30 protein-coding genes and 1 pseudogene are annotated in these 25337 nt (G+C 62.4%); 19 read left to right on the top strand and 12 right to left on the bottom strand.

The annotated features are described in order from the left end of the window. Nucleotides 1-42: 42 nt before the first annotated feature. From B7Y64_RS01590 to B7Y64_RS01600, 3 genes are read left to right on the top strand one after another with little or no spacing between them, the layout of a single operon-like run. Nucleotides 43-705 (top strand): SET domain-containing protein-lysine N-methyltransferase, encoded by a 663-nt coding sequence (locus B7Y64_RS01590; RefSeq protein ID WP_024813404.1) that lies wholly within the window; start codon nucleotides 43-45, stop codon nucleotides 703-705. Then, on the top strand, nucleotides 705-1565 hold the full coding sequence (locus tag B7Y64_RS01595) for a biotin--[acetyl-CoA-carboxylase] ligase (RefSeq protein ID WP_291325772.1): 861 nt from the start codon (nucleotides 705-707) through the stop codon (nucleotides 1563-1565). The genes B7Y64_RS01590 and B7Y64_RS01595 overlap by 1 nt, the downstream gene beginning before the upstream one ends. Before the next feature lie 11 nt (nucleotides 1566-1576). Beyond that, complete coding sequence (locus tag B7Y64_RS01600) at nucleotides 1577-2293, top strand: SPOR domain-containing protein (RefSeq protein WP_291325774.1); 717 nt, start codon at nucleotides 1577-1579, stop codon at nucleotides 2291-2293. A 131-nt stretch (nucleotides 2294-2424) separates the two neighbouring features. On the opposite strand, the gene B7Y64_RS01605 is transcribed toward B7Y64_RS01600, so the two are convergent. The 4 genes from B7Y64_RS01605 to B7Y64_RS01620 all read right to left on the bottom strand — a co-directional run bounded on the left by B7Y64_RS01605 (nucleotide 2425) and on the right by B7Y64_RS01620 (nucleotide 6805). Continuing rightward, nucleotides 2425-3885, bottom strand: a complete 1461-nt coding sequence (locus B7Y64_RS01605) for a sensor histidine kinase (RefSeq protein ID WP_291325776.1) — start codon at nucleotides 3883-3885, stop codon at nucleotides 2425-2427. Between the two features lie 97 nt (nucleotides 3886-3982). Next, the gene (locus tag B7Y64_RS01610) at nucleotides 3983-4657 is read right to left on the bottom strand and encodes a response regulator transcription factor (RefSeq protein ID WP_024813400.1); all 675 of its coding nucleotides are present in this window, start codon (nucleotides 4655-4657) and stop codon (nucleotides 3983-3985) included. 135 nt (nucleotides 4658-4792) lie between these two features. Continuing rightward, a complete protein-coding gene (locus tag B7Y64_RS01615; protein ID WP_111865268.1) occupies nucleotides 4793-5722 on the bottom strand; it encodes an N-formylglutamate amidohydrolase in 930 nt (309 codons plus the stop codon). 117 nt (nucleotides 5723-5839) lie between these two features. Then, complete coding sequence (locus tag B7Y64_RS01620; RefSeq protein ID WP_291325778.1) at nucleotides 5840-6805, bottom strand: tripartite tricarboxylate transporter substrate binding protein BugE; 966 nt, start codon at nucleotides 6803-6805, stop codon at nucleotides 5840-5842. A gap of 111 nt (nucleotides 6806-6916) precedes the next feature. On the opposite strand from B7Y64_RS01620, the gene B7Y64_RS01625 reads away from it, so the two are divergent. Further along, complete coding sequence (locus B7Y64_RS01625; protein WP_291325780.1) at nucleotides 6917-7879, top strand: LysR substrate-binding domain-containing protein; 963 nt, start codon at nucleotides 6917-6919, stop codon at nucleotides 7877-7879. On the opposite strand, the gene B7Y64_RS01630 is transcribed toward B7Y64_RS01625, so the two are convergent. Further along, on the bottom strand, nucleotides 7855-8385 hold the full coding sequence (locus B7Y64_RS01630) for a MarR family winged helix-turn-helix transcriptional regulator (RefSeq protein ID WP_291325782.1): 531 nt from the start codon (nucleotides 8383-8385) through the stop codon (nucleotides 7855-7857). The two genes, B7Y64_RS01625 and B7Y64_RS01630, sit on opposite strands and share 25 nt — an antisense overlap. Nucleotides 8386-8525: 140 nt before the next feature. On the opposite strand from B7Y64_RS01630, the gene recA reads away from it, so the two are divergent. Then, nucleotides 8526-9632 (top strand): recombinase RecA, encoded by a 1107-nt coding sequence (gene recA, locus B7Y64_RS01635; protein ID WP_024813395.1) that lies wholly within the window; start codon nucleotides 8526-8528, stop codon nucleotides 9630-9632. A gap of 133 nt (nucleotides 9633-9765) precedes the next feature. Next, on the top strand, nucleotides 9766-10227 hold the full coding sequence (gene recX, locus B7Y64_RS01640) for a recombination regulator RecX (RefSeq protein WP_291325784.1): 462 nt from the start codon (nucleotides 9766-9768) through the stop codon (nucleotides 10225-10227). Nucleotides 10228-10390: 163 nt separating this feature from the next. On the opposite strand, the gene argC is transcribed toward recX, so the two are convergent. After that, nucleotides 10391-11323, bottom strand: coding sequence for an N-acetyl-gamma-glutamyl-phosphate reductase (gene argC, locus B7Y64_RS01645; RefSeq protein WP_114656220.1), 933 nt, complete (start codon nucleotides 11321-11323; stop codon nucleotides 10391-10393). A gap of 171 nt (nucleotides 11324-11494) precedes the next feature. Between argC and sucC the strand changes: the two genes are divergently transcribed. The 9 genes from sucC to B7Y64_RS01690 all read left to right on the top strand — a co-directional run bounded on the left by sucC (nucleotide 11495) and on the right by B7Y64_RS01690 (nucleotide 19807). Further along, nucleotides 11495-12655, top strand: coding sequence for an ADP-forming succinate--CoA ligase subunit beta (sucC, locus tag B7Y64_RS01650; protein WP_024813392.1), 1161 nt, complete (start codon nucleotides 11495-11497; stop codon nucleotides 12653-12655). A gap of 29 nt (nucleotides 12656-12684) precedes the next feature. Continuing rightward, nucleotides 12685-13581 (top strand): succinate--CoA ligase subunit alpha, encoded by an 897-nt coding sequence (gene sucD, locus B7Y64_RS01655; RefSeq protein ID WP_291328224.1) that lies wholly within the window; start codon nucleotides 12685-12687, stop codon nucleotides 13579-13581. Between the two features lie 544 nt (nucleotides 13582-14125). Further along, a complete protein-coding gene (locus B7Y64_RS01660) occupies nucleotides 14126-14917 on the top strand; it encodes a Stp1/IreP family PP2C-type Ser/Thr phosphatase (RefSeq protein WP_291325786.1) in 792 nt (263 codons plus the stop codon). Between the two features lie 43 nt (nucleotides 14918-14960). Then, nucleotides 14961-15623 carry an FHA domain-containing protein gene (locus B7Y64_RS01665; protein WP_291325788.1) on the top strand — a complete coding sequence of 221 codons (663 nt, stop codon included), beginning with the start codon at nucleotides 14961-14963 and terminating at the stop codon, nucleotides 15621-15623. 107 nt (nucleotides 15624-15730) lie between these two features. Then, the gene (locus tag B7Y64_RS01670; protein ID WP_291325790.1) at nucleotides 15731-16522 is read left to right on the top strand and encodes a 3',5'-cyclic-nucleotide phosphodiesterase; all 792 of its coding nucleotides are present in this window, start codon (nucleotides 15731-15733) and stop codon (nucleotides 16520-16522) included. A 100-nt stretch (nucleotides 16523-16622) separates the two neighbouring features. Continuing rightward, the gene (gene vapB / locus B7Y64_RS01675) at nucleotides 16623-16856 is read left to right on the top strand and encodes an antitoxin (protein ID WP_291325791.1); all 234 of its coding nucleotides are present in this window, start codon (nucleotides 16623-16625) and stop codon (nucleotides 16854-16856) included. Beyond that, nucleotides 16853-17248, top strand: coding sequence for a type II toxin-antitoxin system VapC family toxin (locus B7Y64_RS01680; RefSeq protein WP_291328226.1), 396 nt, complete (start codon nucleotides 16853-16855; stop codon nucleotides 17246-17248). Before vapB ends, B7Y64_RS01680 begins: the two co-directional genes overlap by 4 nt. Before the next feature lie 287 nt (nucleotides 17249-17535). After that, nucleotides 17536-18036 carry a pilin gene (locus tag B7Y64_RS01685; RefSeq protein WP_291325795.1) on the top strand — a complete coding sequence of 167 codons (501 nt, stop codon included), beginning with the start codon at nucleotides 17536-17538 and terminating at the stop codon, nucleotides 18034-18036. A 46-nt stretch (nucleotides 18037-18082) separates the two neighbouring features. Further along, a complete protein-coding gene (locus tag B7Y64_RS01690) occupies nucleotides 18083-19807 on the top strand; it encodes an O-antigen ligase family protein (RefSeq protein ID WP_291328228.1) in 1725 nt (574 codons plus the stop codon). A 24-nt stretch (nucleotides 19808-19831) separates the two neighbouring features. On the opposite strand, the gene moaC is transcribed toward B7Y64_RS01690, so the two are convergent. From moaC to B7Y64_RS01710, 4 genes are all read right to left on the bottom strand, one after another. Continuing rightward, on the bottom strand, nucleotides 19832-20299 hold the full coding sequence (gene moaC, locus B7Y64_RS01695) for a cyclic pyranopterin monophosphate synthase MoaC (RefSeq protein WP_291328230.1): 468 nt from the start codon (nucleotides 20297-20299) through the stop codon (nucleotides 19832-19834). Between the two features lie 337 nt (nucleotides 20300-20636). Beyond that, on the bottom strand, nucleotides 20637-21611 hold the full coding sequence (locus B7Y64_RS01700) for a GSU2403 family nucleotidyltransferase fold protein (protein WP_291326372.1): 975 nt from the start codon (nucleotides 21609-21611) through the stop codon (nucleotides 20637-20639). Between the two features lie 351 nt (nucleotides 21612-21962). Further along, nucleotides 21963-22391, bottom strand: a complete 429-nt coding sequence (locus tag B7Y64_RS01705; protein WP_291326374.1) for a TA system VapC family ribonuclease toxin — start codon at nucleotides 22389-22391, stop codon at nucleotides 21963-21965. 3 nt (nucleotides 22392-22394) lie between these two features. Then, nucleotides 22395-22640, bottom strand: coding sequence for a hypothetical protein (locus B7Y64_RS01710; protein WP_291326376.1), 246 nt, complete (start codon nucleotides 22638-22640; stop codon nucleotides 22395-22397). Between the two features lie 484 nt (nucleotides 22641-23124). Here B7Y64_RS01710 and B7Y64_RS01715 point away from each other — a divergent pair, with 484 nt between their 5' ends. Together B7Y64_RS01715 and B7Y64_RS01720 are read left to right on the top strand one after the other, a co-directional pair. Further along, nucleotides 23125-23400 (top strand): type II toxin-antitoxin system ParD family antitoxin, encoded by a 276-nt coding sequence (locus B7Y64_RS01715; protein ID WP_291326378.1) that lies wholly within the window; start codon nucleotides 23125-23127, stop codon nucleotides 23398-23400. 11 nt (nucleotides 23401-23411) lie between these two features. Beyond that, a complete protein-coding gene (locus B7Y64_RS01720; RefSeq protein WP_291326380.1) occupies nucleotides 23412-23693 on the top strand; it encodes a type II toxin-antitoxin system RelE/ParE family toxin in 282 nt (93 codons plus the stop codon). 161 nt (nucleotides 23694-23854) lie between these two features. Here B7Y64_RS01720 and B7Y64_RS01725 read toward each other — a convergent pair. Continuing rightward, nucleotides 23855-24046 (bottom strand): annotated as a pseudogene (locus B7Y64_RS01725) (cyclic pyranopterin monophosphate synthase MoaC); the annotation flags it as partial. Between the two features lie 179 nt (nucleotides 24047-24225). Here B7Y64_RS01725 and B7Y64_RS01730 point away from each other — a divergent pair. Next, nucleotides 24226-24447: an antitoxin MazE family protein gene (locus tag B7Y64_RS01730; RefSeq protein WP_291326382.1), complete on the top strand. Its 222-nt coding sequence runs from the start codon at nucleotides 24226-24228 to the stop codon at nucleotides 24445-24447. Next, nucleotides 24444-24770, top strand: a complete 327-nt coding sequence (locus B7Y64_RS01735; protein WP_291326390.1) for a type II toxin-antitoxin system PemK/MazF family toxin — start codon at nucleotides 24444-24446, stop codon at nucleotides 24768-24770. Before B7Y64_RS01730 ends, B7Y64_RS01735 begins: the two co-directional genes overlap by 4 nt. A 68-nt stretch (nucleotides 24771-24838) precedes the next feature. Here B7Y64_RS01735 and B7Y64_RS01740 read toward each other — a convergent pair whose 3' ends face one another. After that, complete coding sequence (locus B7Y64_RS01740) at nucleotides 24839-25285, bottom strand: cyclic pyranopterin monophosphate synthase MoaC (protein WP_291328232.1); 447 nt, start codon at nucleotides 25283-25285, stop codon at nucleotides 24839-24841. Nucleotides 25286-25337 lie beyond the last annotated feature (52 nt).

Genomic DNA, 25337 nt, shown 5'->3' on the forward strand with positions numbered 1-25337 from the left:
GCACACACATGTGTGCACCATCAAGTTAACAGAGTTTTTGCCATGCCCCGCTCCGCATCGCCCGCCGCCCCCACTGTTGCACCGGGCCGCCGTATCCAGACCCGGCGCTCGGGCGTGCATGGCAAGGGCGTGTTTGCCGTGCAGGACATTGCCGAGGGCGAGGTGCTGGTGGAATACACCGGCCAGGTCATCGGCTGGCAGGAAGCGCAGGACCGGCACCCGCACGACCCCCTGCAACCCAACCACACGTTTTACTTTCATGTGGATGAAGACCGCGTGATCGATGCAAAGTTCGGCGGCAACTCCTCGCGCTGGATCAACCACAGCTGCAACCCCAACTGCTACGCCGATGAGCGGGACGGCCGCATTTTCATCACCGCGCTGCGCAACATCCAGGCGGGCGAGGAGCTCAACTACGACTACGGCCTGATCATCGAAGAGCGCTACACACCCAAGCTCAAGGCCGAATACCCCTGCTGGTGTGGCAGCAAGAACTGCCGGGGCACGCTGCTGGCCCCCAAGCGTGGCTGGGCGCCGCCCGTGCCGCTGCCGCCTTCAAAGCAAAAGGCCCAGGCCAAAACAAAGGCAAAAACGAAGGCCAAAGACGCTGCTCCCAAAAAAGCCAAGGCAGCCAACGAGGCGAAGAAAACCAGGGCGCCCGCCCCGCCTGCGGCCCCCCAACCCCGCCGCAACCGCCCGCAGTGATGCCGCAGCAGAAAAGTCCCATTCGCTGGCCCGCCGAGGCCGTCTGGGAGGCCGTGGCGCCGCTGCTGCCCGGCTTCACGGTCGAGGTGCTGCCCAGCATCGACTCCACCAACACCGAGCTCATGCGCCGCGCACGCGCCGGCCAGTGCGAGCCCACGCTGCTGGTGGCCGAGCAGCAAACAGCAGGGCGCGGGCGGCTGGGGCGCGTGTGGCAAAGCGATGCGGGGGCGTCTTTGATGATGTCCCTGGGCCTGCCACTGGCGCCTGCCGACTGGTCTGGCTTGTCATTGGCTGTGGGCGTGAGCGTGGCCGAGAGCCTGCAACCCGTGTTGCCCGCCCTGGGTGATGGCCATGCGGCGCGCATTGGCCTCAAGTGGCCCAACGACCTGTGGTTGGACGGCGCAGCGGGCGAGCGCAAGCTGGGCGGCATTTTGGTGGAGACCGCGAGTTTTGTTGCGCCCCAGGCGCCTGCTGCCACCCGCGCACCCGCCGCCCGCTATGTGGTGGTGGGCATTGGCATCAATGTGCTGCCACGCAGCCCCGAGGGCCTGAGCATGCCGCCCGGCAGCCTGCAGGATGTGGAACCCGGCCTGGACGCCCCCACCGTCCTGCTGCGCATCGCTGCGCCCCTGGTCGCCATGCTGCAGTCGTTTGAAGGCTATGGCTTTGCGCCCATGCAGGCGCGATTTGCCGCGCGCGACGTGCTGCAGGGCCGGGCCGTGACGCTGAGCGACGGGCAGGCCGGCACAGCGCATGGCGTGGCCGAGGACGGTGCGCTGCTGGTGCACACCGCGCAAGGCATGCAGGCCATCACCAGCGCTGAAATCAGCGTGCGGCCCGCAGCCGCCCGCGCCCTCTGAAAGACCTGCCCATGCTGCGACTTGCTGTCATCGTCCTGCTGCTGGCCAATGCCGGCTATTACGCGTGGTCGCACGGCTGGCTGCGCTCGTGGGGGCTGGCGCCGGTCGAACAGTCCGAGCCGCAACGCATGGCGCAGCAAATCCGCCCCGAAACGCTGCGCATTCTGCGAGCCCGCGAAACCCCGCCGGTGGCGCCATCCGTCGCCAGCGAGGCCCCGGCTTCCGCCCCACCCGCCCCCGCACCCGCACCCGCCGCGATGGCGGCTTCCGCGCCTGCCACGGTGTGCCTGCAGGCCGGCACGCTGGACCAGCGCCAGGCCGACGCCGTGCGCACCGCTGCCGCGGCCCTGCCGCAGGGCAGCTGGAGCCTCGAATCCACGCCCATTCCCGGGCGCTGGATGGTTTACATGGGCCGCTTTGCCGATGACGAGGCGCTTGACAAGAAGCGCGCCGAGCTGCGCGCCCGCAAGGTGCCCTTTGACCGCCCCAACAACCCGACGCTGGAGCCGGGCCTGTCGCTGGGCCGTTTTGCCTCGGAAGAAGCCGCCCAGCGGGCGCTGACCACGCTGGGCAACCAGGGCGTGCGCACCGCACGCGTGGTGGTAGAGCGGGCCGAGGCCCCAGGTTTCACGCTGCGCCTGCCCGCCCTCGACAGCGCCACGCGCGCGCAGGTCGAAACGCAGCTGCGTCCGGCCTTGGGCGAAAAGACACTGCGCACCTGCCCTTGATATTTGAGGCAAAAACGGCTGCAGCGCTTGATGGGTAAGCGCAACATGCTTCTGTTTTAATAGCATTCAGGCCCTGCTGTTCGTACACGACCGCAAGGGCCTGCCGTGGCGCATGCGCGCCCGGGCCGGGCTTATCCCTGTGGCGCGTCGGTGTCCGGCATGCGGGCGGCAAAGCGCACCGTGAAACGTGCGCCCGGTGGCTGCTGGCCGGGGTTGGCGTCTTCCAGCGTCACCTCGGCCTCATGCTGGCGCGCAATCTCCATCACGATGGGCAGACCCAGGCCCGAGCCGTCGGCCTCGCTTCCCAACGCCCGGTAAAAGGGTTGAAAAACCAGTTCGCGCTCGGCCTCGGGCACGCCGGGGCCCGAGTCTTCCACCTGCAGCAGCAGTACATGGCCAAAGGTGTCGGCCAGCACGCGGGCCGTAACCACGCCGGGCTTGTCGGGGGACGAGGGGGTGTAGTTGATGGCGTTGTCCACCAGGTTGCGCACCAGCTCCTTGAGCAATGTGGGGTTGCCGTCCATCCAGACGCCGGGGGTGCCCGGCTGGGCACCGTCGTAGCCCAGGTCGATGTGCTTGTCGAGCGCGCGCGGCACCGAGTCGCGCACCACCTCGATGGTGAGTTTGGCCAGATCGCACGGCACGCGCGCAATGCCCACGCCGCTGCCTTCGGCGCGCGCCAGCGCCAGCAACTGGTTGACGGTGTGCGTGGCGCGGATGCTGGAGCGGCCAATCTGTTGCAGTGAGCGCTTGAGCTCTTCGGTGCTGGTGCCTTCGCGCTGGGCCAGGTCGGCCTGCATGCGCAGGCCGGCCAGCGGCGTCTTGAGCTGGTGCGCCGCATCGGCCAGAAAGCGCTTTTGCGTGGCCAGCGAATCGCCCAGGCGCGTGAGCAGGTCATTCACGGACGACACCAGTGGCGCCACCTCCAGCGGCACGGTGCGGTCGTCCAGCGGCGAGAGGTCGTCGGGGCTGCGCTCGCGGATGCGCTGCTCCAGCTGGTTCAGTGGCTGGATGCCGCGCGCCAGCGCCAGCCACACCAGCAGAACCGCCAGCGGCAGGATGACGAACTGCGGCAGCATCACGCCCTTGATGATTTCGGTGGCCAGCACGCTGCGCTTTTCGCGCGTTTCGGCCACCTGCACCAGGGCCAGCGGCGCATCGGGCAGCGCCAGCCGCACCCAGATGTAGGCCACGCGAATCTCCACGCCGCGCAGCTCGGCATCGCGCAGGCGCACTTCGCCGGGCGCAGTGTGATCGTCATCGTCGGGCAGGGGCAAATCGCGTTCGCCCGAGAGAAATTTGCGCCCCGGCCCGGTCACCTGGTAATAAACGATGTCGGAGTCGTCGGCGCGCAGGATCTCGCTGGCAGGCTGGGGCAGGTTGAACTGCACCTTGCTGTGCTGCACCGTCACCAGCTGCGCCAGCGCATGGGCGTTGTATTCCAGGGCGCGGTCAAACGGCTTGTTGGCCAGGCCCTGCGCCACCAGCCAGGTCAGCGCCAGGCTGACGGGCCACAGCAGCAGCAGCGGCGTGAGCATCCAGTCCAGGATCTCGCCGAACAGCGAGCGCTGCTCGCGCTGGAAAATCTTCACTGCGCCCCCGGTTTGTAATGAAATAAGGCTATAGCGCTTATTGGATAAGCGCTAACAGCTATTAATTTCATAGTGAATGCAGCCTGGATGGATGCGGCTAGCCGGGGATTTTTTCCAGGCAGTAGCCCAGCCCGCGCACGGTGGCAATGCGGATCGGGCCCTTCTCGATCTTTTTGCGCAGGCGGTGGATGTACACCTCGATGGCGTTGTTGCTCACCTCTTCGCCCCACTCGCACAGGCGCTCCACCAGCTGCTCCTTGCTCACCAGGCGGCCGGCACGCTGCAGCAGCACTTCGAGCAGCCCCAGCTCGCGCGCCGATAGCTCGACCATCTTGCCGTCGATGGTGGCCACGCGGCCGGCCTGGTCGTACACCAGCGGGCCGTGCTTGATGGCGCTGCTGGTGCCGCCCATGCCCCGGCGCGTGAGGGCGCGCACACGGGCTTCCAGCTCTTGCAGTGAAAACGGCTTGGCCATGTAGTCGTCGGCGCCGTAGTCCAGGCCCTTCACGCGCTCTTCCACGCTGTCGGCGGCGGTGAGGATGAGCACCGGAAGGGCCGTTCCCCGGCTGCGCAGGCGCTTGAGCACCTCCAGGCCGTGCATCTTGGGCAGACCCAGGTCCAGGATGAGCAGGTCGAACTCGTTGTTGGTCAGCAGGGCGGCATCGGCTTCGCTGCCGCTGGCCACATGGTCCACCACCGCCCCCGAGGCGCGCAGCGTGCGCAGCAGGCCATCGGCCAGCACCTGGTCGTCTTCGGCAATAAGAATGCGCATGCGGGAGTCTCCTGGTGGGAGGCGGCGGTCTGGTGCCGCGCCTGTGCCACGATTTTAGGCGGCGCCGCGCCGCAGTGCAGGCGCTTTGCAGCGAGGGCGGGGGTGGCGGGCCCACCCCGGCGCAGCCAAGGCCCTTCAGCGTGGGTCGGTCACCAGCAGCTTGTGCACCAGCGCCTGCAGGTCGGCCTGCAGGCGGGCCATGCCCTCGGGGTGCTGCTCCAGGGTGGTTTCGTCCATGTAGAGCTTGCGGTTGATCTCGACCTGGATGCTGTGGCGGTGCTGCGCCGGGTTGCCGTAGCGGCGCACCAGCTCCACGCCCTTGTAGGGGTGGTTGTATTCCACGCTGTAGCCACAGCCGCGCAGGTGCTCGCAGATCAGGGCCGACAGCGCCGGGCTGGCGGTGCTGCCATCGCGGTCGCCCACCACGAAGTCGGCATGCACCATGCCCGGAAACTCGGTGGCATGGCTGGCGGCCACGGCGGGCATCGAATGGCAGTTGATGTGGATGCTGTAGCCATGGCGTGCATGGGCCGCGTCAATGGCCTGCGCCACGGCGCCGTGGTAGGGGCGCCAGCAGCGGTCAATGCGCGCGCGCACCTCGGCCACCGAGAGCAGGCGGTTGTAGATGGGCTCGCCTTCGTCCGTGAACTTCCAGATCAGGCCCTTGCCCAGACGCACCTTGCTCAGCACCTTGGGGTCGGTCGAGATGGGGTCGGTCCATTCACCATCGAGCAGCGTGGTGTCGAGCTCGGTGGTGTCGCGGTTGGCATCGAGGTAGATGCGCGGGAAATGCGCCTCGACCCAGGCCACGCCCAATGCGGGGGCAAAGGCGTAGATTTTTTCGACGTGGGTGTCTTCCGCACGGCGCAGCGTGGGCAGATCGCAAACCGCGCCAAAATCGTGTGGGTAGAACGTGCCGCTGTGCGGCGAGTCCAGCACCAGCGGGGTGGTGCCGGGCTGTTGCGACACCATGCTGACGGGGGGCGCGGCAACGCCGGGCGTGCCGGTGGCACCGGGATCAGGTTGTTGAAAGCGGTGGTTGATCAGTTTCAAGGCTGCATGCATAGGCAAAGTGTGCGCAATTTGGGGCGGCCGGCCTAGCCGCCCAGACCCGAAAGACCCTGTGGTTATCCCTGAGTCTTTCTGGTTGTGGCCGTCGGGCCCGCAGGCCCGCTGCTGAAATCAGTCGAGGCTGACCTTGGCGAATGCCGCCACGCCTTTCATCTTGTCGATTTCGCGGGCGATTTGGGCCGTGAATGCCTTGGGCGTGGTGCCCGAGGGGTACAGGCCCTGCCCGGCCAGCCGCTCGCGCACGGCGGGTTCCTGCAGGGCCTGGGCCACGGCCTGCTGGATGCGATCCACCGCCGCAGCCGGCGTGCCGGCAGGTGCCACCAGGCCAAACCACGACGGATCGTTGTTGGCGGCATGGCCCAGCTCGCCATAGGTGGGCACATCGGGCAGCACGTCCAGCCGCTGGGGCCACGAAACGGCCAGCGCCTTGACCTTGCCCGACTTGATGTGCGGCAGCGACGAAGCCACCTGGTCAAAGTACACCGCCACCTGTCCCGCCAGCACATCGTTGATGGCCGGGCCTGCACCACGGTAGGGGATGTGCACCATCGAGGTGCCGGTGCTGCTCTTGAACAGCTCGCCCCACATGTGGCCGATGGTGCCGTTGCCCGGCGTGGCATACGACACCTTGCCGGGGTTGGCCTTGAGGTATTTCACCAGGTCGGCAAAGTCCTTGACCGGCAGTGCCTTGGGGTTGACCACGATGACGCCCGGCGCTTTGACGATCTCGGTCACGCCCACGAAATCCTTGGTGGGGTGGTAGGGCAGTTTGCTGTACACGGCGGGGTTGACCCCGTGGGTGGACAGCGTGGCCACGCCAATGGTCAGGCCGTCTGCAGGGGCGCGGGCCACTTCGGCCATGCCGATGGAGCCACCCGCGCCGCCGCGGTTTTCCAGCACCACGGGTTGCTTGAGGATGCGGGCCATGGCGTCCTGCAGCGTGCGTGCAGTGATGTCGGTAGCGCCCCCCGGCGGGAAGGGCACGATCATGCGTAATGGCTTGCCCTCTTGGGCAAAAGACATTCCAGGCACGAAAGACACAGCAGCCAATGAGGCAAGCAGTTGACGGCGTTGCATAGGTTCATTCTCCTTTGGGATGCACTGAGGTTATCGAAGCTGACGCCTTCTACCAAGCAACGGTTATGCCTGATAACATTCCATTTTGGAATGTATTGAGTGCAACCTGCCATGTCATTGCGCCGCCTCGCCCCACCTTTGCACCTGCTGCGCGCGTTCTCCACCGTGGCCCGGTTCGGCGGTGTTTCACGCGCTGCCGAAGCGCTGCACCTCACGCAAAGTGCTGTGAGCAAGCAGATCAAGGACCTGGAAACCTGGGTGGCGGTGCCGCTGTTCGAGCGCACCCGCAAGCGCCTGGCGCTCACCCCTGCCGGGGAGCGCTATGAGAAAGCCGTGCAGGCCGTGCTGCTGCAACTGGAAGCCGCCACACTGGAGCTCATCACCAGCGACGACGGCGGCGGCGCACTGCACCTGTCGAGCCTGCCCACCTTTGGCGCCAAATGGCTCATTCCACGGCTGCCGCAGTTCCAGCTGCAGCACCCGCAGGTCACGCTGCATTTCGTGCCGTATGTGCACAGCTACAACTTCGAGCGGCCCGAGCTCGACTGCGCCATCCTCTTCGGGGACGGCCACTGGCCCGGTGCCCACGCCCACTACATCACGGGCAACGATGTGGCGCTGATCGCTCCACGTGCCAAGGTAGCCGACTGGCCCATCCACACCCCGCGCGACGTGGCGCGCCACACGTTGCTGCGCCATGTGACCGTGCCCGAGGCTTGGCTGCGTTGGAGCGAAACGCACGGCGTGCAGGGCAGCATCGACCCGTTGGCCGGCCCGCAGTTCGATCAGTTCCAGACCATGATCCGTGCCGTGATGGCGGGCATGGGCCTGGCGCTGGTGCCGCGCTGCCTGGTGCAGGACGAGATCGCCGCAGGCGTGGTGCGCGAGCCCTTGGCCGATGCCGCCCGGCGCGGCGGCTACCAAAGCGATGTGGGCTACTGGTTTTGCTACCCCGAAGGGCGCACGCAGCTGCACGCGCTGCAGTGCTTTCGGCAATGGCTGCTGGCCTGCGCGGAGCCCGTGGACGCTATGGACGCAGCAGCGGCGCTTCAACCACCCGCTGCCCCGGCATAAGCCTCCAGCCCAATGGCCACCACCGTGGCCACGTCCTGCCCCACCTCTTCACGAAACTCTGCTTCTGCCTGCGCCACGGCGTCGCGAAACGCCTGCAGCCAGGCCAGGCCCGTGGGCGTAAAGCACACGCGCCGCGCGCGCGCATCCAGCGGGTCGGCCGCGCGCGTGACCAGGCCCCAGGCCTCGCACTGGTCCACCAGGTTGGCCATGGCCTGCTTGGTCATGCCCGCGCGCTGGGCCAGGTCGGTCAGCCGGTCGCCCTGCAATGCCAAGTGCCGGGTGATGTGCACATGGGCTGCCGTGACCTGATCGCGCGCCGCCAGGTTGGACAGCGCCAGCGGCACCTCGACATTGCGCGCCATGAGCTGCAGCACCCGGGCATCGAAGCGGCGCAGCGCACTGCCCATCAGGCGGCCCAGGTGGGTCTGGCGCCAGCGGTCGTCGGGCGTCGAAATGGCCGGGATGGGGGGCGTGATGGAGAGGGTCGCAGGTGAAAAATCATCCATGCCACATTGTCAGGCAAACTGACTAAAAATTGCTTTATCTCGATTCCATTGCTCGCATAAACTACTGTTCAAGCATCCAGCCTGTGATTAACCGCAGAGCGATGCCAGCATCCAACCTGTTGTTTTTCAAGGAGTTTCTCATGGACGTCGCAGTCAAAGGCACCAACCCCGCATTGCCAGTGAACACCGAAAAGGCCAAGGCCCTGGCCGCCGCGCTCGCCCAGATCGAGAAGCAGTTTGGCAAGGGCACCATCATGCGTCTGGGCGAAGGCGAGGTGATCGAGGACATCCAGGTCGTCTCCACCGGCTCGCTGGGCCTGGATGTCGCCCTGGGCGTGGGCGGCCTGCCGCGTGGCCGTGTGGTCGAGATCTATGGCCCCGAATCGTCGGGCAAGACCACCCTCACGCTGCAGGTGATTGCCGAGATGCAAAAGCAGGGCGGCACCTGCGCATTTGTCGATGCCGAGCACGCCCTGGATGTGCAATACGCCCAGAAACTCGGCGTGCAGCTCTCCGACCTGCTCATCAGCCAGCCAGACACCGGCGAGCAGGCGCTCGAAATCGTGGACAGCCTGGTGCGCTCGGGCGCCGTGGACCTGATCGTCATCGACTCGGTGGCCGCCCTCACCCCCAAGGCCGAAATCGAAGGCGAAATGGGCGACAGCCTGCCCGGCCTGCAGGCCCGCCTGATGAGCCAGGCGCTGCGCAAGCTCACCTCCACCATCAAAAAGACCAACTGCATGGTCATCTTCATTAACCAGATCCGCATGAAGATTGGCGTGATGTTCGGCAGCCCCGAGACGACCACCGGCGGCAATGCGCTCAAGTTCTACGCCTCGGTGCGCCTGGACATTCGCCGCACCGGCACCATCAAGAAGGGTGACGAAGCCATCGGCAACGAAACCAAGGTCAAGGTGGTCAAGAACAAGGTGTCGCCCCCGTTCAAGACGGCCGAGTTCGACATCCTGTTTGGCGAGGGCATCAGCCGCGAAGGCGAGATCATCGACATGGGCGTGAACGCCAAGATCGTTGAAAAAGCCGGTGCCTGGTATGCCTACAACGGCGAGAAAATCGGCCAGGGCCGCGACAACGCCCGCGAGTTCCTGCGCGAGAACCCCGACCTCGCCCGCGAGATCGAAAACAAGGTGCGCGAAAGCCTGGGCATTGCCCTGCTGCCCGCCGCCCTGGAAGCTGCCCCCGCCACCAAGCCAGCCAAGGCCGAGAAGGGTGAGAAGGAAGACAAGTAAGCGCGGTAGCAAGAGCGGCAGCGGGCGCCTTTCATGCAAGGCGCACCGGCTACTTTTTTTTGAGGTCAAATAGGCTGCTGGCGCTTACCCAATAAGCGCCAGCAGCTATTAATAATATAGCAACAATATCGCCATGGCCTTTGGCACCCTCTCCCTCAAGGGCCGCGCGCTGCGGCTGCTGTCCCAGCGCGAACATTCGCGCACCGAGCTGGCGACCAAGCTGGCGCGGCACGTGCAGGAGGGCGACGACCTCAACGCCGTGCTCGATGACCTGCAGGCCAAGGATTTCATCAACGCCAACCGCGTGGCCGAATCGCTGGTGCACCGCCGCGCTGCGCGCCTGGGCACGCAGCGCCTGGTGCAGGAGCTGCGCAGCAAGGGGCTCGATGATGATCTGGTGCGCGCCACGGCCGAGCGCCTGCGCGCCACCGAGCACGAGCGTGCCCAGGCCGTGTGGCGCCAGCGCTTTGGCAGTGTGGCCACCGATGCACAAGAGCGTGCGCGGCAAATGCGCTTTCTGGCCGCACGCGGGTTCTCGGGCGACGTGGTGCGCCGTGTGGTGCGCGACGGCAGCCCCGACGACGAGCCCACGTGAAAGATGGGGCCACTGCCAGGGAACTGGATTGCCGGTAATTTTGGATAAAAAAGGCCCTCAGCCCTTTATCCATGAGCGCAACAAGCTATCAAATACGAAGCATTTCAACTGCCAGCCAAGCCAGTCGGCTGCGTCAGGCCCCGCTGTCGCAGGGCCTGCCCATTCACAAACCTAGCATCAACTGCAGGTTTTGCACTGCCGCACCGCTGGCGCCCTTGCCCAGGTTATCCAGGCGCGCCACCAGCACGGCGTGGCGGTAGGTTTCGTTGGCGAACACCCGCAACTCCAGCTTGTTGGTGTCGTTGAGCGCGGTGGGCTCCAACTTGCCGTCTTCGGTGGGCGGCAGCACGCTTACCCACTGCGCGGGCGTGTTGCTCTGGGCGTAGTGCGATGCCAGCGCGTCGTGCAGATCGGCCGCCTTGGGCTGGCCCGGCAACAGATCAAGGTGCAAGGGCAATTGCACCAGCATGCCCTGGCGGAAATTGCCGACGGCGGGCACAAAAATGGGCCGGCGTGTGAGCCCGGTGTATTTCAGGATCTCGGGCAGGTGCTTGTGCGACAGGCCCAGTGCATACAGCTCAAACGGTGCGGCCTGGCCTTGCTCATAAGCTTCGATCATGGTGCGGCCGCCGCCCGAATAGCCACTGACCGAAGGCAGCGCGAGCGGAAAATCCTTGGGCACCAGGCCTGCATCCACCAGCGGTCGCAGCAGGGCAATCGCGCCGGTGGCGTAGCAGCCGGGGTTGGAGACGCGCAGCGCCTCACGCACGGCCTGCGCCTGCCCTGCGGCCAGCTCGGGAAAACCAAACACCCAGCCGGGCGCCGTGCGGTGCGCGGTGCTGGCGTCAATCACCTTGACTTGGCGGCCAGTGGTCTTTTCGATGTCGTCGACCATGGCCACGGTCTCGCGTGCCGCGTCGTCGTGCAGGCACAGCACCACCAGGTCCACGCCCGCAATCAATTCGCGCTTGGCGGCAGGGTCCTTGCGCAACTCGGGCGCAATGCTCACCAGCTCGATCTGGGGCATGGCCTGCAGGCGTTCGCGGATCTGCAGACCCGTGGTGCCGGCTTCGCCATCAATAAAGATTCTGGACATGTGAATGCTCCTGCAAGGGGGATCGCGTTCTGGCCACCCCTGTAAGCTTGGCACAAGGGATGGTGCATTGCAGCATGATACATTCACAGGCTGCCATGTCCCGAGCCCGCGGCCAGACATTCTTTGTCCATGGTAAACGGGTAAATACCACCCTTCCCTGAGAGAGACCTCATGAAGATTCACGAATACCAAGGCAAGGAAATCTTGCGCAATTTTGGTGTGCCCGTTCCGCGTGGCATTCCCGCATTCACGGTGCAAGAAGCCGTGGAAGCAGCACAAAAACTTGGCGGCCCCGTGTGGGTTGTCAAGGCCCAGATCCACGCCGGTGGACGCGGCAAGGGCGGCGGCGTGAAGGTTGCCAAGACCATCGAAGACGTCAAGCGCATCGCGGGCGAAATCCTGGGCATGCAGCTCAAGACGCACCAGACCGGCCCCGAAGGCCAGAAGGTCCGCCGCCTGTACATCGAAGACGGCGCCGACATCAAGAACGAGCTGTATGTATCGCTGGTCACCGACCGCGCTACGCAGAAGGTGGCCCTGATCGCTTCGTCCGAGGGCGGCATGGACATTGAGGAAGTGGCCCACTCCACGCCCGAGAAGATCATCACCGAGATGATCGACCCCCTGACTGGCATCACCGCCGAGCAGAGCAAGAAGGTGGCCGCAGCCATCGGCCTGACTGGCGCTTCCATCGACCAAGCTGTAGACATCTTCGCCAAGATCTACAAGTGCTATATGGAAACCGACGCGTCGCTGGTGGAAATCAACCCCCTTAACTGCGACTCCAAGGGCAACCTGATGGCGCTGGACGCAAAGTTCAACTTTGATCCCAACGCGCTGTTCCGCCACCCGGAAATCGTGGCCTTCCGCGATCTGGACGAAGAAGATCCCGCCGAAGTCGAAGCCTCCAAGTTCGACCTGGCCTATATCAGCCTCGATGGCAACATCGGCTGCCTGGTGAACGGTGCCGGCCTGGCCATGGCCACCATGGACACCATCAAGCTGTTTGGCGGCGAGCCAGCCAACTTCCTGGACGTGGGCGGTGGCGCCACCGCCGAGAAGGTCACCGAAGCTTTCAAGATCATGCTGAGCAACCCCAAGGTGGAAGGCATTCTGGTCAACATCTTCGGCGGCATCATGAAATGCGACACCATCGCCAACGGCGTGATCACTGCCTGCAAGGCCGTGAACCTGTCGGTACCGCTGGTGGTGCGCATGAAGGGCACCAACGAAGAGCTGGGCAAGAAGCTGCTGGCCGAATCCGGCCTGCCCATCATCGCGGCCGACACCATGGCCGAAGCCGCGACGAAGATCGTCGCTGCCGTCAAGTAATGACCCGACCAGAACGCTAGGACACGCACATGTCGATCTACATCAACAAAGACACCAAGGTCATCACCCAGGGCATCACGGGCAAGACTGGCCAGTTCCACACCGAAAAGTGCCAGGAATACGCGAACGGCAAGAACGCCTTCGTGGCCGGCGTGAACCCCAAGAAGGCCGGCGAGTCGATCTTCAACATCCCGATCTACGCCTCCGTCAAGGAAGCCGCGCAACAGACCGGCGCCACCGTGTCCGTGATCTACGTGCCGCCTGCAGGCGCTGCTGCCGCCATCTGGGAGGCCGTGGAAGCCGACCTGGACATGGCCATCTGCATCACCGAAGGCATCCCCGTGCGCGACATGCTCGAAGTGCGCAACAAGATGAAGGCCAAGGAAGCCGCCGGTGGCAAGAAGACGCTGCTGCTGGGCCCCAACTGCCCCGGCATCATCACGCCCGACGAAATCAAGATCGGCATCATGCCCGGCCACATCCACCGCAAGGGCCGCATCGGCGTGGTGAGCCGTTCGGGCACGCTGACGTACGAAGCCGTGGCCATGCTGACCGAAGTGGGCCTGGGCCAGTCGACCGCCGTGGGCATTGGTGGCGATCCCATCAATGGCCTCAAGCACATCGACGTGATGCGCGCCTTCAACGATGACCCCGACACCGATGCCGTCATCATGATTGGCGAAATCGGCGGCCCCGATGAAGCCGAAGCCGCCCAGTGGTGCAAGGCCAACATGAAGAAGCCCATTGTTGGTTTCATCGCGGGTGTGACCGCCCCGGCCGGCAAGCGCATGGGCCATGCAGGCGCGCTGATCTCCGGCGGTGCCGACACGGCCGATGCCAAGCTCGCCATCATGGAAGAGTGCGGCTTTATCGTCACGCGCAACCCTTCGGAACTGGGCAAGCTGCTCAAGGCCCAACTGAAGTAATTCGGCCAGCGAGTGACTGGCGCCGTGGGCGCCACCGCAAGATAGCGGGAACCGTCAAAAACAGAAGCGCCCGAAACCCTGGTTTCGGGCGCTTTTTGCATCCAGGCTGTCTTGGTTGGATGCAACGGCCAGGCAGCCCAATGCAGTCAAGGCGGTGACAAAAATGACACTCTGTTGTCTCTCTGTCGCCAGCAGTGTCAGAGGCATGCCGTTGTTGAGTGGCCATGACCTGAAAACATGTGCCGAATGCGGCCCGAACGCCGCGTTCTGAGCGGGCGTAAAAATTGCTGTTCTCTGGACAGAGCAACCTGTGAGGTGGAGAGTTTTTCGATCATGCAAGCCCATCGCAATCAATGACGCCAGGCATTGCTACGCCTGCCACCGCACCAGTGCTGCCCAGCCAAGCACTCGTCTATGATGCGAGTCGCGATGCAAATGGGCCTGACATGGCAGCTTTCCCGCCAAGCGTGATAAAGCTTCCCGCTGTCCGGAACTCGGTACTTCCACCGTGTTCGGCTGCCTGACGACGCACGCGGCAACCTCCATGATCTACGAATTTTTCGCCCGCACCGACCGCGGACGGGTGCGCAACAACAACGAAGACTCCGTGGCCTTCGACCGCGATGCGCAAATTGCCGTTCTGGCGGATGGCATGGGTGGCTACAACGCCGGCGAAGTGGCCAGCGCCATGGCCACCACCTTCATTCGTACGGAAATGGCGCGCTGGCTCGCACAAGCCGGCCAGAATGCGCAGAGCGCCGATGTCCGAAGGGCGCTTGAAATCTGCGTGGAAAACGCCAACCACGCCGTGCTGGGCGCCTCACTCTCCAATCCCCAATATGCAGGCATGGGCACCACGCTGGTTGTGGGCGTCTTTCGGGGCGACCGGCTTATTCTGGGGCACATCGGCGACTCGCGCTGCTACCGACTGCGCGATGGCGTTTTGCAGCAAATCACGCGCGACCATTCCTGGCTGCAGGAACAAGTGGATGCCGGCTTGATGACCCCCCAGCAAGCCGCCGTGTCCACCAATGGCAATCTGGTCACCCGTGCCCTGGGGGTCGAGCCCCATGTGCAAATGGAAGTGAACGAATTCCAGGTGGCGCCGAACGATTTGTTCCTCCTGTGCTCCGACGGCCTGACCGACATGGTGCCCGACGCCGATGTGGCGGACATGGTGCGCGCATCCCTGTCGCTGGAAGAAAAAACCAACCTGCTCGTCGATACCGCCAACGCACAGGGCGGGCGCGACAACATCAGTGTGCTGCTGGTGCAAACGGCGGCAGCGGGCGGCAAAAAACGAGGTTTCATGTCCCGATTGATCCGGGCTGCATGATGCCGCTCAACCCCACAACAATTCAACACACCAGGAGTGGATCATGCCCAGAATGATCGTTTCGATCGACAGCGTCGTCATCAAAGAGGTCGAGTTGACCAAGGAGCGCACCACGCTGGGCCGGCGCCCCTACAACGACATCGTCATCGACAACCTTGCCGTCAGCGGTGAGCACGCCGTCATCCACATGGCCGACGATGGGGTGGAAATCGAAGACGTGGGCAGCACCAACGGCACCTATGTCAACGCCAAGGCCGTCACACGCCAAGAGCTGCGCAACGGCGACATTATCGAAGTGGGCAAATACAAGATCCGCTTCTTGCAAGAGGCCGAGGGCGAAAATTTCGAGAAAACCATGCTCTTCAAGCCCGGCATGGTTCCCCCGTCCATGGGGTTGCCCCGTGCCGCCGCCGCGGCAGCACCAACCCCGCCAGCAGCTGCGTTGCCCTCGGCGGTCATTCGCGTGATGTCGGGCGCGGCGGCCGGGCGCGAGGTGGCGCTGTCAAAGGTGGTCACCACCATCGGCAAGCCCGGTGTGGCTGTGGCCTCCATCACCAAACGCCACCAGGGCCATGTGCTGGCGCACGTCGAAGGGCCCGACAGGCCCCTGCTCAACGGCACCCCCATGGGAGAGGCCCCCGTGCCCCTCAAGCATGGCGACTGCATCACCCTGGCAGGCACCGAGATGCAGTTCGAGCAAGGCTGATTCCCCGCGGAAAATCGCTGCGCGGACAGGACGTTTGGGGTGTTACCCTTCGGGGCTCAGCGGGCGGCATTGACATAGCCTGCTTCAACTCCTGACAAGGCGGTGGCATGAAGGTTCGCGTGTTGGGATGCTCGGGTGCCATTGCGCAAGGTTGCCGCACCACCGCTTTTCTGATTGAGGGGCGTGTACTCATCGACGCAGGCACCGGCGTGGGCAACCTCACCCTCGAAGAAATGCGCCAGATCGACCATGTGTTGCTCACGCATTCGCATCTGGACCATGTGGCAGCCCTGCCCCTGATGCTGGACGCCGTGTCGTCCCTGCGCAGCACCCCGGTGCAGGTGCACGCCCTGCCCGCCACCATCGCCGCGCTGCAGGCCCATGTTTTCAACAACGTCATCTGGCCGGATTTCAGCCGCATCCCCAGTGCCGCAGCGCCTTTCCTGATCTACAAAGAGCTCGAAACCGCGCAAACGGTGCACCTCGCCGGCCTCGATATTGAGGTGCTGCCCGCCATCCACACCGTGCCCGCCGTGGGCTATGCCGTGCGCGGGCGCAGCGGCTGGTGGGTCTACAGCGGCGACACCGGGCCAAACCCCGCCTTCTGGCAACGCATCAACCAGTTGCCCGTGGCCATGCTGGTCATAGAAACCGCTTTTAGCAACCACGAAAGCGCCCTGGCGCAGCGCAGCCAGCACCTGGCACCCCACACCCTGGCGCAAGAACTGGCGCAACTCAACCCCGGCAGGCCATGCCCCATCTACATCACCCACACCAAGCCGTCCGAAACGCAATTGATTGTGGAACAAGTGCGCCGCTTCGACGCCGTCACGCACCCGGGCAGTGGTGAGCCGCATGACATTTCGTGGTTGCAGGCGGGGCAAGAGTTTGAGGTGTAGGGTGCCTTCATTCACTCTTGCGCTGTTTCATGGGGCCGGTGTTTGCGCACACCGAGAATGGTGGTTATCGTTGGTGTTTACCAGTTTCTGGAGGTGCGCCGTGGAAACCGCTCGTCTCTTTCAGTCAGGCCGCTGCCAAGCGGTGAGGCTACCCAAGGAATTCCGGTTCACCGGCACCGATGTCGGAGTGCGTCACTTTGGCAACGGTGTGTTGCTGCTGCCGCTGAACAACCCCTGGGATACCTTCGAAGCAGCCTTGTCTGCTTTTGATCCCGATTTCATTTTGGTGCGCGAACAACCGCCAGAGCAGGCGCGCCCCGAGATTTCTGGATGACCCTGCTTGATACCTACATCTACATCATCAACGCCAAACCGCCCGAAGTGCTGGTGCGGTTTCGCCAATACCGCCTTGGCGAGGTTGGCCTGTGCAGCGTGGTGGCTGCAGAGCTGGCTTATGGGGTGGCCAAAAGCCGCTCAGCGCGCAACAAGGCGGCACTGGAGATGTTTCTGGCGCCGCTGGAAATACTGCCCTTCGACACCAAAGCGCTTTGGGCATATGGCGACTTGCGTGCAAATCTTGAGCGCCAAGGCCAGCCCATCGGTGCCCTGGACACCATGATTGCTGCCCATGCACTGAGCCTCGACGCGCCTCTGGTCACGCACAACACGCGCGAGTTCGAGCGGGTGCCCGGCCTGCGGCTGGAGAACTGGGTGCAGTCGCCATAGGCCCTTGCGCCGCGGTCGCCGCAGGCAGCAAAAATTGTAGTCTGACCCCGATTGCTCTTTTGTAAAACAAGGATGCACTTTGCGACACATTCGGTTCGACAAAATTGTCATCATTGCACTGCGCAAGGAGGTTGGCGTGGCAATCCCCAGAGAATGCCCTAGCAACACGCCAAATCAAGACACGTCTTGATGCAATTAAAGCCTGGCACGAAAGCTGCTGCTACAACTGCGAACCTGGAGAATCCTTCTGCAGGTTTTTCATTGCAATTGACCTCCTAGGAGTTTTTATGAAACGTAATCTGCAAAAGGGTTTCACCCTGATCGAATTGATGATCGTTGTGGCGATCATCGGTATTTTGGCTGCTGTGGCGCTGCCTGCTTATCAAGACTACACCGTGCGTTCAAAAGTTTCGGAGGTGGTTTTAGCTGCGTCTGCTTGCCGGACGACTGTAACTGAGGCTGTGCAAAGCGCCTCTGCTACGATGACGACTGCAACATTCCCCTGCGATGGTGGCGCCGCCTCGGGTACAAATGTGTCTAAGTATGTTAAGAGCATTAGCGTTGATGCAAATGGGAAGATCACCGTTACCGCTGACGAGGTGGCACTTCCGCAACTCACTAGCACAACAAACGTTCTGACTTTGGTTCCCCAAAAGAACACTAGCAGCACAATCGCTGATCTTGCCGCTGCAGACTTTGGTAAAACGATTCACTCCTGGGTTTGCGGAAGTTCCGCAAAAAGTACGACTATTCCCTCTAAGTACCTGCCAGGTTCTTGCCGCGGTTAATGTTTGACCGCACCTGAAAAGCGCTCCTTCGGGAGCGCTTTTGTTTATGCCGAATCGTTTTTTAACTGGAGCATGGGGGAGCGTATTGCTGCTCGGCTTTCTCATGCCCAGTCACTTCCCGCCCTGGATGAGCTGGCACAGCGAAGCCTTGGCGTTTGTGGCCGCAATGGTCCTGGCGTGGCAGGCGACAGCGCTGAAAACTTTCTCGCCTTCAGAAGGAGGCTTTTTCTGTCTGCCTCTTGTGGTGCTGGCACCTGTGGCGTTTGGAGGGATTGCCGTTCTGCAGTGGTGGGTTGGGCGGTTGACCTTTGGCGGAAATGCCATGGTCATTCTTTTTTACGCATTTCTTAGTGCAGCCAGTTTGTCCTTGGGGTTTGCACAATGCTCCACGACGGCCGCGGGGGCTGCCGATCAGCAATCCCCCGATTTGCTCTTGGCGTTAGCGTGGTGCTTGCTCGCCGCAGCGGTCTGCTCTGCATTCATTGGTTTTTGCCAGGTCTTCCAACTGTGGGAAACCGCGGAGGTGATCGCGCGAATGGGGAGCTTGCGCCGGCCCGGCGGAAACCTGGGTCAGACCAACCACTTGGCAACCCTGCTTGTCATGGGCATGGCCAGCGCGGGTTACCTTCAACTGCGACAGCAATGGACTTCGGGCACCATGGCTTTCATCGCTCTGTTTCTGGGCGCAGGGCTCGCCGCCACGGAGTCGCGCACGGGGTTGCTCAGTCTATTGGCCTTGTCCGCATGGTGGCTCTGGAAGCAGCCTTTCATAGCACCCCATATGCCACGCAGCGGCGCAATAGGTTTTACCGCTGCAGTGGTGGCTATGTTTTTGGTTTGGCCGCCTCTGTTCAATGCGGTTCACATGATGGGCGACAGCGCCATCGAAAGCCGATTGAGTGCATCGAATGACGCGCGCTTGAGCATCTGGGTTCAACTGGGGGAGGCGGCACTGCTGAAGCCCTGGTGGGGTTGGGGTATCAACCAGACCGCACAGGCCCACCACGCAGTGGCCCACCTGAATGGCGCCAGCGCACCCTTTACGTTCGCCCATAACCTGCTGCTGGACCTGGCGCTGTGGGTGGGCTTGCCACTCACCGGGGTGTTTACGGCGCTGGCTGTAACTTGGGCATGGCGCCGAACTACAGCAACACGCGCCTTGACACCATGGTATGGACTGGCCGTTGCCCTGCCAGTGGCAGTGCATTCCATGCTCGAATACCCGTTTGCGTATGCCTATTTTCTGGTTCCGATGATGCTAGGTATCGGGGTTGCGGAGGGAGCCTTGGGCGGTCGTGTCTGGTTGCGTTTACGCCCCAGGACCGCTGGATGCTTGCTGCTGGTGACGACATCGCTCATGACATGGTCGGTGGCCGAATACATCAAAGCAGAAGAGGATTACCGTGTGGCCCGCTTTGAAATGTTGCGAATCGGGGCCACCCCATCTGCGTATGAGCGCCCAAACATTGTCATGCTGACCCAACTCGGCGCATTGCTGGAGGGGATTCGCTTGCCGCTGACGTCAGACATGCCCGCATCCGATCTGGAATTGCTGCGCACGGTCGCACTCAGTAACCCTCTGCCCACGGTGAAATACCGGTACGCCATGGCGTTGGCTTTGAACAAGCGCCCTGCGGAAGCCACTCGCCAACTGCAAGTGCTGCGCGCGCAGCACGGTGAAATAGATACGGCCTATTTTTGTGACCAGTTGCGCCACATCCTGCAAGCGGAAATTGCTTGGCAACCCGAGTGCGCTTTAGCTGTGCCATAGGCACTATGAAGTGGCCCACAGGGTCTAGTACTGGTGCGCCACAAAACTCCCCGACTTCCCCCCATGCTTTTCCACCACGCGCACATCGTGGATGGACATGCCCCGGTCCACGGCCTTGCACATGTCGTAGATGGTGAGCAGGGCCACCTGCACGGCGGTGAGGGCTTCCATCTCGACGCCGGTGGGGCCGACGGTTTCCACGGTTGCGGCACAAAATATGCCTGTAGCGCTTGGCTGTCGTGCGCTAGCAGCTTCAAATTCAATAGCAACGCGGGTCAGCGCCAGCGGGTGGCACAGCGGGATGAGGTCGCTGGTTTTCTTGGCCGCCATGATGCCAGCAATGCGGGCGATGCCCAGCACATCGCCTTTTTTGGCGGTGCCGGCTTCGATGAGGGTCAAAGTGGCGGGCAGCATTTCGATGCGGCCACTGGCGATGGCGATGCGGTGCGCGGAAATCACTCGGCCATGGGGTTGGGGCTGCCATGGGGTCATGGGTCCAATGGATTGCAGTGAAATGCCAGCAGTGGGCCATTGAACTACACTTGCTCTATGCAATTCGAATGGGATGAAGTGAAAAGCGAGGCGTGCTTTCGCCAGCGCGGCTTTAAAATAATTGGGGTCAAAATCCAATTAATCCATCTGCACTGCGCAACCCAATCGACTTCACGGGCCCCAAGCTTGGCAAAGAGGATTGCATTTAAGGTCCATCTCAGCTGTTGCATGTAACGGGCCTTGCAGCCAAAAAATTGGGGGCAGACTTCGATTAATTGATTGCATGCACGAGTGGGTTTTGGGCGTTATTGAAACCGTGCACAGAAACCCCGGGGCATCAGGATGCTGGATGGGCCGGGTTGATGGCCTGCGAGGGCAACAGGTGCGGCAGCATTTCTTCAACCAACTGCGCCACGGCCTGTGCTTGCAGCGCATCGCGTGATTTTTTCAGAGGGTCGCGCGTAGGGTTGGTGGCCAGGGCCTGCTTGAGTCGGCTAAAAGTGGCGGGGTGCAGTGTGGTCATAAGTGCCATGTGGCCTGATGCCGACACCACCATTTGCGCAAAGCGTTGTGCAGAGGCCATTTGCGCGCCGCTGCCCACCTGCACCACCCAGAAATCGCGCTCCGCCGAAGTGGCTTGCAGCGGATGGGGGTCACGGTGGGTGGCCATGCGCCGGATCACGTCCACTTCAAAACCATTGGCGTTGACGGCGGTGTAAAGCTGGTCGTCGCGCAGGTCGAAGGTGGCATCCACTTTCTGCAGTGTCGACAGCAGCGATTCACTGCGTTCCTCCAGGGTGGACGCCAGCAGCAGGTGCTTTTGCGTGTCCATCAGCAGGTCGATGTCCTGCGTGGTGGTTGCTTCATCGACAAAGCGCACGCCGCAAGCGCTTTCATAGGCAAAAAGAGCGTGCGTGCCTACGGTAATAAAGTGCTCGCCAATGCCCGATTTGTGCAGTTGATTGAGGATTTGCACGACGATTTCAGGCGTGCGACCCACGCGGTGCGCACGGTTGAGCTTCTGGTGCAGTTGCAATGCCTGGCGCAGGCCCGCCACGCGTTCGCTCGACATTTTTTTGCGCGCCATGAATTTGTCGTACACCGCCTCGGTGTCGGCATTGCGCGGGCCGAGTGACTTTTGCGAGTTGTCGGCATTGGTGCGGATCAGGTAAGTCTTGCCGTTTACCTGGCGCCACAGCATGGAGCCGCGCACCGCCTGGGCGGCCTTTTGGGCGTCGCGCAGGGCCATGAACACCGATTCGGCGTCGATGTATTGCTTCTTTTGCAGATCACTGAGTTCGTGCCAGTACATTTTTTCAGTATAAATTCAAAGAATTCGTTTTCATACTGAAAACTTTGTCCATGGCGTGCACTGGTGAAGGCAATTGGGGTCAGAGTCCAATTAATTTTCGTGCTTTTCAGGCTGCCCGGTCTCCCAGGCGAGGTAAGCCGGGCATTAAATTGTGGTTTGGGCCGGGGATGGTCATGGCGGCATCTCCTGGCTGGGTGTGGTCTTTTGTCGCAGGGCCGGGGGCTGGGGGCTGACGCGGGTTCATTTGAGTGAAATCAGCCTCTGGCGCTTGTGGGGTAAGCGAAAGCAGCTATCAATTGAATGATTTGCTGCCCCTTGGCAGGACTCCTGTTTCAACCCCATTCCATGTGGCTACAGGATGATCAAATGCTCCGCGGTCGCGCCGGGTACGGCTTGCAGGTTCAGCCGCGCATCAAAGCTGACAAAACGGCATTGGTGGCGCACCGCCAAGCCCAGCAGATAGCTGTCGGTAATTTGTCGATGGCCCAGCAGGTGTGGCCAATGCACCTGGTTGGCATCCAGCATGCTGTAGTCGTCGGCCAGAAAAGCGTGTGCGTGGTGCGCGGCGGCCTGGGCCAGACGGCTGGCGACTGCGGCCAGTGGCAGGGCCTGGGGGTAGGCGGGCTGGGCCATGATGCGCAAGCAGCCGTTTTGCGTCAGCGGGCAGGAGGCCCAGCCGTTGGCTATCTGTTGCTGCAGCCACTGGGTGGCTCGGGTGTGGTGCATGTGCGCCGCATCCAGCAGTGCGATCAAGACATTGACGTCCAACAGGGCACGCATGGCCTAAATACCGTCGGCATCGCGCAAGCGATTGATGAGCTCGTTGCTGACCACAACGCCGCGCGACTCAAATGGCACAAATCCCGTGGCCGTGGCGGGCAGGCTTGTGGTGGCCTGCGGTGCTGACCCCCCCGTAAGCGCCTGGCGCACCAGGCGCGAGATGACTTTGCCAAGGCTGGTGTTTTCCGCGCGGGCAATTTCCTTGGCTGCGATCAAGGTGTCGTATTCCAAATCAATGGTGGTACGCATGGTCTGCCTCTTTCTTTTGCGGTGAGGGAGTACATTGATTCTACTGCATCATGATGCGATTGCATCACCGGAAACCATCAGGAGTAATGGGGGTCAGAGCCCCATTCATTGCCTAAAACACGGCGGATTCAAAAGTGAAATGCCAGCAGTGGGCCATTGAACTACACCTGCCCCATGCTGTTCGAATAGGTTGAAGTGAAAAGCGAGGCGTGCTTTCGCCAGCGCGGCTTTGATTTCGTTTACGCGGCGCGGGCCTTTTTCGATCCAGATCGCCTGGTGCAGGCGGACCCCCGGGGTCTTGAAAATCGGGGTCAGATTCTAATCAACTTTGTAACTTTGCAACTCAGCCCATGGGAAGCGTCTTCGGGGGCCGTGCCGCAGCAGCACAGCAAACTGCACACGCAAGGTCATTGGTCGTTTGTATTTGAGTGGGCGTGGGTGCGTCATAAAATGACAAAGACTGACATAACGAAGGGCTCTCATCATGTCGCTGAACATCTCACTGCCTGCCGAGCTTGAAAACCGTGTGCGAGACCATGTTGCATCTGGCCTGTATGGCTCCGCGAGTGAAGTCATTCGTGAAGCGCTGCGTCTGTTTGAAACCTATCAGGCCGTACAGGCCGCCAGTTTTTCTGCGCTGAAAGCGGACATTGCGCAGGGTGTGGCCGATGTCCATGCCGGTCGGGTCAGTGCAATGGATATGGCGGCGATCAAGGCACAGGGGCGGGCCGCACTGCGGTCTAAAACGGGTTCCGACTGATGGCTCGCGTCATGCTCGCACAGAGTGCGCAGACCGATTTGCTGGAGGCTTGGCTGTACATCGCCGAAGAAAACCAGCCAGCGGCCGACCGCGTGTTGGACGCCATCGATGAAGAGGCCCATGCGCTTTTGCTTCAACCGCTGATGGGTCGAGCACGTCCAGAATTGGCTGATGGCGTACGCAGTTGGCCTACTTCAACACCCTACATCCTGTTCTATCTGGCAGACAATGAAGGCATCACAGTGCTGCGTGTCTTGCATCATGCCCAGGATGTGCGGCAGGTTGTCTTTTGAATAGCTGGGGTTATAGGAACCAAAGGCGCCCACTTATTACGGAGTAAATCGGGGTGGAATTCGGGGTCAGAGCCCCGTTCCGGGTGGAATGGTTTTGTGGCGCTTATGCCGCAAGCCTTGGCCACGATGGAAAGGGATGCCATCCTGGCTGCTCGTGCACTTTAGCCGCCCGGCGCCTTCCCCCCCACAAAACTCCCCGACTTCCCCCCATGCTTTTCCACCACGCGCACGTCGTGGATGGACATGCCGCGGTCCACGGCCTTGCACATGTCGTAGATGGTGAGCAGGGCAATTTGCACGGCGGTGAGGGCTTCCATTTCCACGCCGGTGGGGCCTACGGTTTCCACGGTTGCCGCGCAAAAGAACTAAATGGGGTCAGACTCCAATTAATCTATCTGAACTGCACAACCAGATCGGCGTCACGGGGCCCCAGTTTGGTAAAGATGGTCGCATTCCAGGTCCATCACAGCTGTTGCATGTCACGGACCTTGCGTGCTACAGTGCTACATGTAACGATTTTCCAGGAGAATTCATGGCTTCATCCGTTGCAGCACGGGTTCAAAAGCGGCGTTTGGCGATGCGCATGGCGGGGCTTCGCCCTGTCCAAATCTGGGTGCCTGATACGCGCCAACCAGGTTTTGCACAAGAGTGCCGCCGCCAATCGCAAATAGCCTCTCAAGTCGACGTGGCCGACGCGGACATGGAACGCTTCATGGATGCGGCCTTGGCAGATGTGGACGGCTGGACGGACTGATGCGGGGCGACTTTGTGACCATCGCCATGCAGGGCGACTTTGGCAAACCGCGGCCCGCCCTGGTGATTCAGGCCGATCCCTTCAGCGAGCATGCTACCGTGACGGTGTTACCAGTGACGAGCACCTTGGCTGTCGCGCCACTGCTGCGCGTCACCGTCCAGCCAGGCCTTGGGAGCGGCTTGCAAAAGCCTTCTCAGGTGATGGTGGACAAGGCAGTGACCGTGAAGCGCGACAAGGTGGGGCCAGCCTTTGGACGCATCGAAGCCGAGACGCTGGTGGAGGTTGAGCGTTGCCTGGCGGTGTTTCTAGGAATCGTTAAATAACAACCATGGGGGATGGAACCTATTAGGTGCTCCGTTTCAGGGCGTAATGGTGTTGTGTCAACGGCCACTCACCCCGCCGCACCCGCCACAAAACTCCCCGACTTCCCCCCATGCTTTTCCAGCACGCGCACGTCGTGGATCGACATACCGCGGTCCACGGCCTTGCACATGTCGTAGATGGTGAGCAGGGCCACCTGCACGGCGGTGAGGGCTTCCATCTCCACGCCGGTGGGGCCGACGGTTTCCACCGTTGCAGCACAAAATATGCCTGTAGCGCCTGGCTGTCGTGCGCTGGCAGCTTCAAATTCAATAGCAATCCGGGCCAGCGCCAGCTCGCGGCACAGCGGGAGGAGGTCGTTGGTTTTCTTTGCCACCATGATGCCGTCAATGTCGTCAATGCGGGCAATGCCCAGCACATCGCCTTTTTTGGCGGTGCCGGCTTCGACGAGGGCCAGGGTGGCGGGCAGCATTTCGAAGCGGCCGCTGGCGATGGGGATGCGGTGCGCGGAAATCACTCGGCCATGGGGTCGGGACTGCCATGGGGTCATGCGTCCAATGGATTGCAGT

The organism is Acidovorax sp. 35-64-16, from assembly GCF_002281195.1.
GTDB classification, from domain to species: domain Bacteria; phylum Pseudomonadota; class Gammaproteobacteria; order Burkholderiales; family Burkholderiaceae_C; genus Acidovorax; species Acidovorax defluvii.

What these genes read in the sequence shown, in the direction of transcription:
- B7Y64_RS01590 (WP_024813404.1), top strand. Translation starts at nt 43, where the DNA reads ATGCCCCGCTCCGCATCGCCCGCCGCCCCCACTGTTGCACCGGGCCGC.
- B7Y64_RS01595 (WP_291325772.1), top strand. Translation starts at nt 705, where the DNA reads ATGCCGCAGCAGAAAAGTCCCATTCGCTGGCCCGCCGAGGCCGTCTGG.
- B7Y64_RS01600 (WP_291325774.1), top strand. Translation starts at nt 1,577, where the DNA reads ATGCTGCGACTTGCTGTCATCGTCCTGCTGCTGGCCAATGCCGGCTAT.
- B7Y64_RS01610 (WP_024813400.1), bottom strand. Translation starts at nt 4,657, where the DNA reads ATGCGCATTCTTATTGCCGAAGACGACCAGGTGCTGGCCGATGGCCTG.
- B7Y64_RS01615 (WP_111865268.1), bottom strand. Translation starts at nt 5,722, where the DNA reads ATGCATGCAGCCTTGAAACTGATCAACCACCGCTTTCAACAACCTGAT.
- B7Y64_RS01620 (WP_291325778.1), bottom strand. Translation starts at nt 6,805, where the DNA reads ATGCAACGCCGTCAACTGCTTGCCTCATTGGCTGCTGTGTCTTTCGTG.
- B7Y64_RS01625 (WP_291325780.1), top strand. Translation starts at nt 6,917, where the DNA reads ATGTCATTGCGCCGCCTCGCCCCACCTTTGCACCTGCTGCGCGCGTTC.
- B7Y64_RS01630 (WP_291325782.1), bottom strand. Translation starts at nt 8,385, where the DNA reads ATGGATGATTTTTCACCTGCGACCCTCTCCATCACGCCCCCCATCCCG.
- recA (WP_024813395.1), top strand. Translation starts at nt 8,526, where the DNA reads ATGGACGTCGCAGTCAAAGGCACCAACCCCGCATTGCCAGTGAACACC.
- recX (WP_291325784.1), top strand. Translation starts at nt 9,766, where the DNA reads ATGGCCTTTGGCACCCTCTCCCTCAAGGGCCGCGCGCTGCGGCTGCTG.
- argC (WP_114656220.1), bottom strand. Translation starts at nt 11,323, where the DNA reads ATGTCCAGAATCTTTATTGATGGCGAAGCCGGCACCACGGGTCTGCAG.
- sucC (WP_024813392.1), top strand. Translation starts at nt 11,495, where the DNA reads ATGAAGATTCACGAATACCAAGGCAAGGAAATCTTGCGCAATTTTGGT.
- sucD (WP_291328224.1), top strand. Translation starts at nt 12,685, where the DNA reads ATGTCGATCTACATCAACAAAGACACCAAGGTCATCACCCAGGGCATC.
- B7Y64_RS01660 (WP_291325786.1), top strand. Translation starts at nt 14,126, where the DNA reads ATGATCTACGAATTTTTCGCCCGCACCGACCGCGGACGGGTGCGCAAC.
- B7Y64_RS01665 (WP_291325788.1), top strand. Translation starts at nt 14,961, where the DNA reads ATGCCCAGAATGATCGTTTCGATCGACAGCGTCGTCATCAAAGAGGTC.
- B7Y64_RS01670 (WP_291325790.1), top strand. Translation starts at nt 15,731, where the DNA reads ATGAAGGTTCGCGTGTTGGGATGCTCGGGTGCCATTGCGCAAGGTTGC.
- B7Y64_RS01680 (WP_291328226.1), top strand. Translation starts at nt 16,853, where the DNA reads ATGACCCTGCTTGATACCTACATCTACATCATCAACGCCAAACCGCCC.
- B7Y64_RS01685 (WP_291325795.1), top strand. Translation starts at nt 17,536, where the DNA reads ATGAAACGTAATCTGCAAAAGGGTTTCACCCTGATCGAATTGATGATC.
- B7Y64_RS01690 (WP_291328228.1), top strand. Translation starts at nt 18,083, where the DNA reads ATGCCGAATCGTTTTTTAACTGGAGCATGGGGGAGCGTATTGCTGCTC.
- moaC (WP_291328230.1), bottom strand. Translation starts at nt 20,299, where the DNA reads ATGACCCCATGGCAGCCCCAACCCCATGGCCGAGTGATTTCCGCGCAC.
- B7Y64_RS01700 (WP_291326372.1), bottom strand. Translation starts at nt 21,611, where the DNA reads ATGTACTGGCACGAACTCAGTGATCTGCAAAAGAAGCAATACATCGAC.
- B7Y64_RS01705 (WP_291326374.1), bottom strand. Translation starts at nt 22,391, where the DNA reads ATGCGTGCCCTGTTGGACGTCAATGTCTTGATCGCACTGCTGGATGCG.
- B7Y64_RS01710 (WP_291326376.1), bottom strand. Translation starts at nt 22,640, where the DNA reads ATGCGTACCACCATTGATTTGGAATACGACACCTTGATCGCAGCCAAG.
- B7Y64_RS01715 (WP_291326378.1), top strand. Translation starts at nt 23,125, where the DNA reads ATGTCGCTGAACATCTCACTGCCTGCCGAGCTTGAAAACCGTGTGCGA.
- B7Y64_RS01720 (WP_291326380.1), top strand. Translation starts at nt 23,412, where the DNA reads ATGCTCGCACAGAGTGCGCAGACCGATTTGCTGGAGGCTTGGCTGTAC.
- B7Y64_RS01730 (WP_291326382.1), top strand. Translation starts at nt 24,226, where the DNA reads ATGGCTTCATCCGTTGCAGCACGGGTTCAAAAGCGGCGTTTGGCGATG.